A 9,690-nucleotide genomic window follows, 5' to 3' on the forward strand; every position below is an offset into this window, starting at 1 on the left:
ATGGGACATTTTGCCCACCCCGCGCGGATCGACGCTCGGCCTCGAAAGCGGTATGAACGCGCATGCTTCAGGCGACCCCCGGATATTCGACCACCGCGCGTCCGCTCGCGGTAGCGCGCTGGCTCTACGCGGTCGCCGCATTGATCGTCGCGATGGTGATTGTCGGTGGGATCACGCGGCTGACCGAATCGGGACTGTCGATCACCGAGTGGAAGCCGATCAGCGGGATTATCCCCCCGCTCACGACGGCGCAGTGGCAGGCCGAATTCGCGAATTACCAGCGGATCCCCGAATATCAGCAGTTGAACCGCGGCATGTCGCTCGACGGGTTCAAGGCCATCTTCTTCTGGGAATATCTCCACCGCGTGCTCGGGCGCGTCATCGGCATGGCGTTCGCGCTGCCGCTGATCTGGTTCGCGGTGCGGCGCCGCATCCCGACCGGTTATGGCTGGCGGCTGACCGCGTTGCTCGCTCTCGGCGGATTGCAGGGGGCGATCGGCTGGTGGATGGTCGCGTCGGGGTTGTCGGAGCGCACCGACGTCAGCCACGTGCGCCTGGCGGTCCATCTCGTCACCGCGCTGACAATCCTTGCCGGGATCGTGTGGACCGCGCGCGACCTGCGCGCACTCGCCTGGTCACCGCTCGCCAAGCCCGCCGCGCTCACGCGCGGCGCGGCCGCCGCGCTGGTGCTGCTGTTCGCGCAGATCACTTACGGTGCGTTCACCGCGGGGCTCGACGCGGGTTACGCCTTTGCAAGCTGGCCGCTGATGGGTGACGTTCTGTTCCCCGCGGGCGTGCCGATGCTCACGCCCGCCGCGACGAACCTCGTCGACAACCCGATCGTGGTGCAGTTCATCCATCGCTGGCTGGCGTTCGCGGTCGCGGCGGGCTTACTGACGCTCGCGTGGCGCGCGCGGCGGGCGGGTCACGCGCGCGCGGCGGTCGCGGTGGCGGCACTCGTCACGCTGCAGATCGTGCTCGGCGTCGCGACGCTTCTGAGTGGGGTCGAGATTGTGATCGCGGTGTCGCACCAGGCGAATGCCGCGCTGCTCCTGATCGCGAGCGTCGTCGCGGCGCACGCGCTCAGCAGCCCCCGACGCACCGTTTAAAGGGTCGGGTATCATATTACCCGTCAGCAGAGCCGCCAAAATCTTGACTTGAGCGCCCGATGCCGGCAATTGGTCGCCATCGACGCGCGGGCCTGCCCGGTGCGTCGCTTTTCTTTTCGGTATAAAGGTCACTAGGCCCATGAAGGCGCTGATGAAGACCACCAAGTCGGCCAAGCCGCACGAGGTGGAAAAGAAGTGGCACATCGTCGACGCGGAGGGCCTGGTGGTCGGTCGCGCGGCGGTGGTGATCGCCAACGTGCTGCGCGGCAAGCACAAGACGAGCTTCACCCCCCACGTCGATTGCGGTGACAACGTCATCGTCATCAACGCGGACAAAATCCGCTTCACGTCGAACAAGGCGGAAAAGAAGGTCTATTACAAGCACACCGGTTACGCCGGCGGCATCAAGGGCGTGACCGCGGCCAAGGTGCTGGAAGGCCGCTTCCCCGAGCGCGTGCTGGAAAAGGCCGTCGAGCGCATGATCCCGCGCGGCCCGCTCGGTCGTGAGCAGATGCGCCACCTGCGTATCTTCAAGGGCAGCGAGCATCCGCACGAAGCCCAGAACCCCGAGGTTCTCGACATCGCCGGCATGAGCCGCAAGAACAAGGTGGGCGCATAATGTCCGACAATCGCCAGTCCCTTTCCGATCTCGGCGCCGCGCTGCAGCAGCAGTCGACCGCCGTGCAGGATTCGTCCGACACGCAGGCCGACGCCTATCTCGCTGGTCAGATCGACGAGCCGGTCCAGCGCGCCCCGCTACGTGCGCAGGAACTCGACAAGTACGGCCGCGCCTACGCGACCGGCCGCCGCAAGGACGCGGTCGCACGCGTTTGGCTGAAGCCGGGTTCGGGCAAGATCACGATCAACGGTCGCGACCAGGAAGTCTATTTCGCGCGTCCGACGCTGCGTCTCGTCATCAACCAGGTGTTCGGCATCACCGAGCGCGAGGGTCAGTATGACGTCGTCTGCACCGTCAAGGGCGGTGGCCTGTCGGGTCAGGCGGGCGCGGTCAAGCACGGCATCAGCCAGGCGCTGACCAAGTTCGAGCCGATCCTGCGTGCCCCGGTCAAGTCGGCCGGCTTCCTGACGCGCGATCCGCGCGTCGTCGAGCGCAAGAAGTACGGCCGTGCGAAGGCACGCCGCAGCTTCCAGTTCTCGAAGCGCTGAGTTAACCTTCCCGGTTGTACATGGGGGCGGTCCGGCAACGGGCCGCCCTTTTTGCATCATGCGCGCGGCGGAATCGGCCGAGCCCCGGACGGCTCACACGGTTGCTTCTACGCCGTTTGACCGGGAACCACCCTTCGTGGCTCGACGCGGGGGCGCGATCGTACGGAATCGACCTATGCCGCCCATCCCAGATCACCTTATGCTCCGCAGATGCGCGAGGCGGGCGAAGAAGATTTGAGCCGCAAGGACGTCGACGTGCCGCGCACCGGGGGGCAGATCGACGAATTGCAGTCGCTCCGCGGCATCGCCGCTGTGGTGGTGATGATTGGCCACTGCCTGGCCTATTGGCAACGGCCTTACTGGATTGACCGGCTGCTCGAAGTGCTCAACGGTCACGGCTGTGTCGTGATCTTCTTCGTGCTGAGCGGCTTCGTGCTCGCGCGATCGCTCAGACGCGCGGCGCTCGACCGCGGCGCCATCGAATCATTCTACGTGCGTCGGCTGTTCCGCATCTATCCGGCGCTGTGGGCGGCGAGCCTGCTCTCGCTCGCTTACGTCATGTTCTTGCACTGGCAAGTGCCTATCGAGGACAGCTCGGCGTGGTTTCAGGAACGGTTCAAGCGGGAATATTTCACCCCGCTCGGTATCGCCGCCTCCTTCGCGGGCGCGCTCGGCTTCCTGATCCCGCCGGTCTGGTCGATCCTGGTGGAGCTGGTCTATTCGGCAGCGATGCCGTTCGTCGTCCTCGTCGCGCGACGGGGCACGATCACACTATTCGTGCTGACGATCGTCGCGTTGATTGTCAGCATCCGGTTCGGCCAGCACTCCTATTATGGTGTCGCGGCGTACGGGATAGATTTCATCCTCGGCGCGTGGCTGGCGTTCCTCCCCGCGGGCGTGGCGAAACATTGGGCGTCGTCCACCCTGCGCATCCCTATTGCCTCGGCGAGTATCGCGGTTTTGCTGTCGTGCCGCGTGATCTGGAGCGCGACGATGCACGATGCCTTCGTCCACCTGATCGAGCTCGCGTCGGCGTGGATTCTCGTCGGATCGATCGCGGTCGGGGCGTTTCGACCGTCGCTGCTGCGGTCCGCACCACTCATTCAACTGGGGGAGATCAGTTATTCGCTGTACCTGCTCCATTTCCCGATCATGTGCATCAGCGCGAAGGTCATCCACGCGCTCAATCGCGGGGGCAGTCCCGTCGCATCGGGCATGATGCTGCTCGCCGTTACCGGAGCGGTGTCGCTGGTCGCGTCTTACGGGCAATACCGCTGGGTCGAGTTGCCCGGCATCCGGCTGGGCCGCAGAATGGTGCCGCTGATCGATCGCCGACGCGCCACTGGATAACCGCAAGAGTCGCGCATGACGACGATCGGTGCCGCCCCGCGGTATCGAGAAACAGCCCGGTCTAAGCCAGCGTCCGCCTGAGCGCGTCGCGCCAGCCCGCGATGAGCGGGTCCCGCGCCGACGCGGTCATCGTCGGCTCGAAACAATGTTCACGCGACCACAATCGCTCGAGTTCATCGAGCCCCGACCAGACGCCGGTCGCAAGCCCGGCGTGAAAGGCCGCTCCCCGCGCGGTCGTCTCGAGATCGTCGGGACGCTCGACCGGCACCTCGAGCAGATCGGCGAGGAATCCGCACAGCCAGTCGTTCGCCGCCATGCCACCGTCGACGCGCATCGTCGCAGGGCGCGCGCTACCATCGGCGACCATCGCTTCGACGAGGTCCATCGTCTGGTATCCGACCGCCTCCAGCGCGGCGCGCGCGAGATGCGCCTGCGTCGCGCCGAGCGTCAGCCCGAAGATCGCGGCGCGGGCGTCGGGATCCCAGTGCGGCGCACCCAGCCCGACGAAGGCGGGGACCATGTAGACGCCGTGGCTATCGGGCACCTGCGTCGCCATGTCGTTGGTCTGGCTGGCGTGGGTGATGACGCCGATGCCGTCGCGCAGCCACTTGATCGCGGCGCCCGCAACGAAGATCGAACCCTCCAGCGCGTAGGTCGTTCGCCCGCCGAGCCGGTAGGCCGGGGTCGTCAATAGCCGGTTCTGCGATGCGATCGCCTCCTCGCCGGTATTGAGCAGCATGAAGCAGCCGGTGCCGTAAGTCGACTTGGCCATGCCGCGCGCGAAGCACGCCTGACCGAACAACGCCGCCTGCTGGTCGCCCGCGATCCCCGCGATCGGGATCGGCACGTCGAACATGCCATCGACGGTGTGGCCGTAGATGTACGAATTGTCGTGCACCTCGGGCAGGATCGCCATCGGCACGTCCAGCAGGCGACACATCTCCTCATCCCAGCAGCCATCGCGAATATTCCACAACAATGTGCGCGACGCGTTGGTCACGTCGGTCGCATGCACCGCGCCGCCGGTCAGCCGCCACAGAAGAAACGAGTCGATCGTGCCAAAGGCAAGCTCGCCCGCCTCCGCGCGCGCGCGCGCGCCGTCGACGTAATCGAGGATCCACGCGAGCTTGGTGCCCGAGAAATACGGATCGAGCAGCAGTCCGGTTCGGGCGCGTACCTCGTCCTCCGCGCCGTCGGCCTTCAGCCGAGCGCAAGTGTCGGCGGTGCGGCGGTCCTGCCACACAATCGCGTTGTGAATCGGCGCGCCAGTCGCCAGATCCCAGACGAGCGTCGTCTCGCGCTGGTTGGTGATGCCGATGCCGGCGATGCCCTCCGCACCGACGCCACTCTCCGCAATCGCCGCACGCGCGGTCGACAGCACGTCGCGCCAGATATCCTCCGGATCATGCTCGACCCAGCCGGGTGCCGGATAATGTTGCGCGAATTCGGTCTGCGCGCTCGCGATCCGTTTTGCTTTCGCGTCGAACACGATGCTGCGGGTCGAGGTCGTGCCCTGATCGATCGCCAGGATGTGCGTTTTCGCCATTGCTCGTCCCCTCCATCTCCGCGGGCAGCACTCGCCCGCTTCACACAGCCGCGTCAACACTTTCGTTATGGCGCGCTTTGAGGTAAGAGGGAAAGCGAAAACGAAAGCAACGCGTGATGAACGAACCTAACCTTATCCACGACCTGCTGATCGTCGGCGGCGGCATCAATGGCGCGGGGATCGCGCGCGATGCCGCGGGGCGTGGCCTGTCGGTGCTGCTGGTCGAGCAGGACGATCTCGCCAGTCACACCTCCTCGGCCTCGACAAAGCTGATCCACGGCGGCTTGCGCTATCTGGAATATGGCGAATTCCGGCTGGTGCGCGAGGCGTTGATCGAGCGCGAGCGGCTGTGGCGGATGGCGCCGCACATCATCTGGCCGCTGCGCTTCGTGCTTCCGCAGACGCAGTCGCCGCGTCCCGCCTGGATGGTGCGGCTGGGGCTGTTCCTCTACGATCACCTCGGCGGTCGCGACGAACTACCAGGCACCGACACGATTGCGCTCGGTGAAACGGTCTACGGCGACGGATTGAAGGACGCCGACGGCAAGGCGTTCGTCTATTCCGACTGCTGGGTCGAAGACAGCCGCATGGTGGTGCTCAACGCGCGCGACGCGGCCGAACATGGCGCCGACATTCGCACGCGGACCCGGCTGCTCGACGCGCGCCGTGATGGCGACACGTGGGTCGCGACGATCGAGGGCGACGCGGGTATCGAGACGGTGCACGCCCGCGCGCTCGTCAATGCCGCGGGTCCGTGGGTCGCCGACGTGATCGGGCGGACGGGTGCAAACCGTAGCGAACGCGGCGTTCGGCTGGTCAAGGGAAGCCACCTCGTCGTGCCGAAGCTTTACGAGGGCGACCACGCCTTCATGCTGCAGAACCCCGACCGCCGCATCGTGTTCGCGATCCCCTATGAGGGGAAATATACGCTCGTCGGCACCACCGACGAGCCGTGGGAGGGGGCGCCCGCGAAGGCGCAGATCAGCGAGGGCGAGACCGACTATCTGCTGAAAACCGCCAATCGCTATTTCACGCGCCAGCTGTCCCGCGCGGATATTGCGTGGAGCTACGCCGGCATCCGGCCGCTATACGACGACCAGGCTGGCAGCGCGTCGGCCGTGACACGCGACTACGTGCTCGACCTCGACGCAGGCGACGACCGCGCGCCGATGCTGAGTATCTTCGGTGGCAAGATCACCACCTATCGCAAGCTTGCCGAACACGCGATGGCGGAGCTTGCGCCGTACTTCCCCACTGTACGCTCGGCCTGGACCGCGGGGGCTGATCTTCCGGGCGGCGACATGGACGACTTCGAACGTTTTCTCGCGCATCTGACGCAGGACCACTCCGAGGTGGCACCCAATCTGCTGCGCCGCCTGGCGCGCGCGTACGGGACGCGGGTCGACCGCATCCTCGCCGGCGGACTGGGCGAGGATCTGGGCGGCGGGCTGTTCACCGCCGAAGTCGACTATCTGGTGGCGCAGGAATGGGCGAAAACCGCCGAGGACGTGCTCTATCGCCGCAGCAAGCTCGGCCTTCACGTGCCGGAGGGTACCGAGGCGCGGCTATCGGCCTATCTTGCCGCGAAATGAACCAGCCCGCCTTCGATCTCGTCGCCGACCGCCACCGCCGCATCCTCGAACTTGCGCGGCAGACCGGCAGCGTCTCGGTCGAGACACTGGCGGCACAACTCGGGGTCACGCCGCAGACGATCCGTAAGGATCTGAACGATCTCGCCGCCCGTGCGATGCTGTCACGCGTGCACGGCGGCGCGGTGGTGACATCGGGCGTCGGCAACCTCGATCACGCGACGCGCGCTTCGGTTGCGGCGGAAGCGAAGCACGCGATCGGCGCGGCCGCGGCAAAACTCGTGCCCGACGGCGCCAGCCTGTTCGTCAACATCGGCACCACCACCGAGGCAGTGGCACGCGCGCTGGTGTCGCACCGCGAATTGCTGGTCATCACCAACAATCTGAACGTCGTCGACATCCTCGCGCCGCGCGACGGGGTGGAGGTGATCGCGGCCGGTGGGCGGGTCCGCGCGAGCGACCGTGCGATCGTCGGCGCGCTGGCGATGGACTTCATCCGCGGGTTCCGCGTCGATTACGCGGTGATCGGCACGTCGGCGATCGACCGTGACGGGACGCTGCTCGACTTCGATGTCGAGGAGGTCCGCGTTTCGCAGACGATCATCGCGCACGCGCGCAAGGTGATCCTCGTCGCCGATGCGAGCAAGATCGGTCGCGCCGCCCCGGTTCGGATCGCGGGCGTCGACGCGATCGACTATCTGGTGACCGACCGGATCGAACCCGCGCTCGCCGCCGCGTGCCGCGAGGCAGGCGTCACCGTGATCGAGACCGACCCGGTATGAGGAGACGGCAATGACGAAAGGCTGGACCCCGGTAGAGGAGCAACGCACCGACACGCTGGTCGCCGGCCCGCTTAACCGTCTCTCCGCGCTGTTCGATCACGATGTTGCGCACTGGCCGCGCGAGTCGCTGCCGCCGCTCGCCCACTGGCTCTATTTCCTGCCGGACGATGCGCAATCGGCGCTGACGGCGGACGGCCACCCGCTACGCGGCGCGTTCCTGCCGCCGATCGACGCGCCGCGGCGCATGTGGGCGGGCGGCCGCGTGACGTTTCACGCCCCGCTACCCATCGATGCGGCCGCCATCCGCCGCAGCGTCGTCATCGCCGTTAGCGAGAAACAGGGCCGGTCGGGGGCGCTCACGTTCGTGACGATTCGCCATGAGATCGAGGTAGCGGGGACGCTCGCGATCACCGAGGAACAGGACCTCGTCTTTCGACCGGGGGACGGCAGCCCGCCCACCGTTGCCGAGCCGGACGCGCGCATTTCCGACGCGAGTCGCGACGTCGTGCCCGACATCACCGCGCTGTTCCGTTTTTCCGCGCTGACCTTCAACGCTCATCGCATCCACTATGATCGCGATTATGCGCGAATGGTCGAGGGCTATCCCGATCTGGTGGTGCACGGCCCGTTGCAGGCGATGTTACTCGTCGACCATCTGCTGCGCGAGCGGCCGGGAAGTACCCTCACCCACTTCGCCTATCGCGGTGTGCGCCCGATGTTTGCCGACCGCACGCTTCGGCTCAACCTCGCGGGCGATGCGCCGATGGAGTTGTGGACCATCGATCCCGACGGCTGCACCGGCATGGAAGCACGGGCGACGGTCGCGTGATCTAGTCGACCGAGTCGGTGCGTGCGGTCGCGAACCAGATCGTGTGGATCGGCCCCTTGCCATTGCTGCGCGCGCGCACCGTGCGCTCCTCGACCGCGAAGCCCGCGGACGAGAGCCGGCGCGCGAACGCCGCGTCGGGCGCGGCCGACCACACCGCGAGCACCCCGCCCGGCCGCAACGCCTCGCGCGCGAGGTGGAGGCCGCGCATCGCGTACAAGCGGTTGTTCGCCGCGCGCACCAGCCCGTCGGGGCCGTTGTCGACGTCGAGCAGGATCGCGTCATACTCGCCCTGGCCTTCCGCGATCATGTCGGCCACGTCGATCTGCACCACGCCGACGCGCGGGTCGTCGAGGCATCCCGCGGTCAGCGCCGCCATCGGCCCCTGCGCCCAGGTAATGATCTCGGGCACCAGTTCGGCCACCGTCACGTGCGCGTCGTCGGGGAGCACCGCCAGCGCGGCGCGCAGCGTGAACCCCATGCCGTAGCCGCCGATCAGCAGCCGCGGCCCACGGCGTCCGCCCAGCCGCTCGATCGTCATCGTCGCGAGCGCTTCCTCCGACCCGCTCATCCGGCTGTTCATCAACTCGTTGCGATCGAGCACGATCATGAAGTCCGCTCCGCGGCGGAACAGCCGTAAATCCTCGCCGCCGGGGACGCGTGCGGTGCCGATCAACTCTCTGGGAACCATGATACCTGTTCACGTCTGAAGGAGCGGAAGCGTGGCACCTTACCTGCGTGGGCGTCGTGTGGCGACTGCGCGACGTCGAAGCGGCGGCAATCTTTTGGTAAAATGCGACGGGTGCGCTATATGAGCCATCGCTCACGCGCCAGCAGCGCCTGCGCGACGCTCACCAACAATCGGGAATTCAACGACCTTCATGCCTGCGTTCAAGGAACAAAGTTTTCAGGAGCGCGCCGCGCTCGCCGCCAAGGCCAAGCAGGCCGCGATCGAGAAGCTGCGTGCGAAGCCGCCCGTCGACGAGGCGGTGCTCGCCGAGCAGCGCAAGGTCGCCGAGGAGCGTGCCGCCGAACAGGCCCGCCTGAGCGCCGAGAAGAAGGCCGCGCGTGAGCAGGCAATCGCGGAAAAGAAGGCAGCGCGCGAGGCCGCCGCCGAGGAAGCGCGTCTGGCGGAGGAAGCCAAGCAGAAAATGCGGAAGGTGCCAACCGAGGCGGAGATGAAGGCGGCGCGCGACGCGCGCTACGCGGCACGCAAGGCACGCCTCAAGCGCTGACGACGATCGGCCGCGCCCGAATGCGCGGCCCTTCCTTACCGGTCGGGGCGTCGACATCGCTAGCCGGCCGCCGGTCGTGCTCAGCT

At 66.9% G+C, this 9,690-nt stretch carries 10 protein-coding genes; 8 read left to right on the top strand and 2 right to left on the bottom strand.

Annotation, left to right across the window (positions count from 1 at the left end):
* Nucleotides 1-62 precede the first annotated feature (62 nt).
* The 4 genes from KZ810_RS10445 to KZ810_RS10460 all read left to right on the top strand — a co-directional run bounded on the left by KZ810_RS10445 (nucleotide 63) and on the right by KZ810_RS10460 (nucleotide 3,626).
* Nucleotides 63-1,109 carry a COX15/CtaA family protein gene (locus KZ810_RS10445; protein WP_219769004.1) on the top strand — a complete coding sequence of 349 codons (1,047 nt, stop codon included), beginning with the start codon at nucleotides 63-65 and terminating at the stop codon, nucleotides 1,107-1,109.
* 139 nt (nucleotides 1,110-1,248) lie between these two features.
* The gene (gene rplM, locus KZ810_RS10450; RefSeq protein WP_219769005.1) at nucleotides 1,249-1,728 is read left to right on the top strand and encodes a 50S ribosomal protein L13; all 480 of its coding nucleotides are present in this window, start codon (nucleotides 1,249-1,251) and stop codon (nucleotides 1,726-1,728) included.
* Nucleotides 1,728-2,276 carry a 30S ribosomal protein S9 gene (rpsI, locus tag KZ810_RS10455; protein WP_219769006.1) on the top strand — a complete coding sequence of 183 codons (549 nt, stop codon included), beginning with the start codon at nucleotides 1,728-1,730 and terminating at the stop codon, nucleotides 2,274-2,276. The genes rplM and rpsI overlap by 1 nt, the downstream gene beginning before the upstream one ends.
* Before the next feature lie 234 nt (nucleotides 2,277-2,510).
* A complete protein-coding gene (locus KZ810_RS10460) occupies nucleotides 2,511-3,626 on the top strand; it encodes an acyltransferase family protein (RefSeq protein ID WP_219769007.1) in 1,116 nt (371 codons plus the stop codon).
* A gap of 61 nt (nucleotides 3,627-3,687) precedes the next feature.
* Here KZ810_RS10460 and glpK read toward each other — a convergent pair whose 3' ends face one another.
* Nucleotides 3,688-5,172, bottom strand: coding sequence for a glycerol kinase GlpK (gene glpK, locus KZ810_RS10465; RefSeq protein ID WP_219769008.1), 1,485 nt, complete (start codon nucleotides 5,170-5,172; stop codon nucleotides 3,688-3,690).
* Nucleotides 5,173-5,288: 116 nt separating this feature from the next.
* On the opposite strand from glpK, the gene KZ810_RS10470 reads away from it, so the two are divergent.
* The 3 genes from KZ810_RS10470 to KZ810_RS10480 are packed head-to-tail and all read left to right on the top strand — an operon-like array spanning nucleotide 5,289 to nucleotide 8,372.
* Nucleotides 5,289-6,764 carry a glycerol-3-phosphate dehydrogenase gene (locus tag KZ810_RS10470; RefSeq protein ID WP_219769009.1) on the top strand — a complete coding sequence of 492 codons (1,476 nt, stop codon included), beginning with the start codon at nucleotides 5,289-5,291 and terminating at the stop codon, nucleotides 6,762-6,764.
* Nucleotides 6,761-7,543, top strand: coding sequence for a DeoR/GlpR family DNA-binding transcription regulator (locus KZ810_RS10475; protein ID WP_219769010.1), 783 nt, complete (start codon nucleotides 6,761-6,763; stop codon nucleotides 7,541-7,543). Before KZ810_RS10470 ends, KZ810_RS10475 begins: the two co-directional genes overlap by 4 nt.
* 10 nt (nucleotides 7,544-7,553) lie before the next feature.
* Nucleotides 7,554-8,372, top strand: a complete 819-nt coding sequence (locus KZ810_RS10480) for an HTD2 family dehydratase (RefSeq protein WP_219769011.1) — start codon at nucleotides 7,554-7,556, stop codon at nucleotides 8,370-8,372.
* Between the two features lies 1 nt (nucleotide 8,373).
* Here the strand turns inward: KZ810_RS10480 and KZ810_RS10485 are convergent, their stop codons facing one another.
* Nucleotides 8,374-9,060: a spermidine synthase family protein gene (locus KZ810_RS10485; RefSeq protein ID WP_219769012.1), complete on the bottom strand. Its 687-nt coding sequence runs from the start codon at nucleotides 9,058-9,060 to the stop codon at nucleotides 8,374-8,376.
* Between the two features lie 190 nt (nucleotides 9,061-9,250).
* Between KZ810_RS10485 and KZ810_RS10490 the strand changes: the two genes are divergently transcribed.
* Nucleotides 9,251-9,604 carry a DUF6481 family protein gene (locus tag KZ810_RS10490; protein ID WP_219769013.1) on the top strand — a complete coding sequence of 118 codons (354 nt, stop codon included), beginning with the start codon at nucleotides 9,251-9,253 and terminating at the stop codon, nucleotides 9,602-9,604.
* Nucleotides 9,605-9,690 lie beyond the last annotated feature (86 nt).

This window comes from Sphingomonas citricola (assembly GCF_019429535.1).
In the GTDB taxonomy this organism is placed as follows: domain Bacteria; phylum Pseudomonadota; class Alphaproteobacteria; order Sphingomonadales; family Sphingomonadaceae; genus Sphingomonas; species Sphingomonas citricola.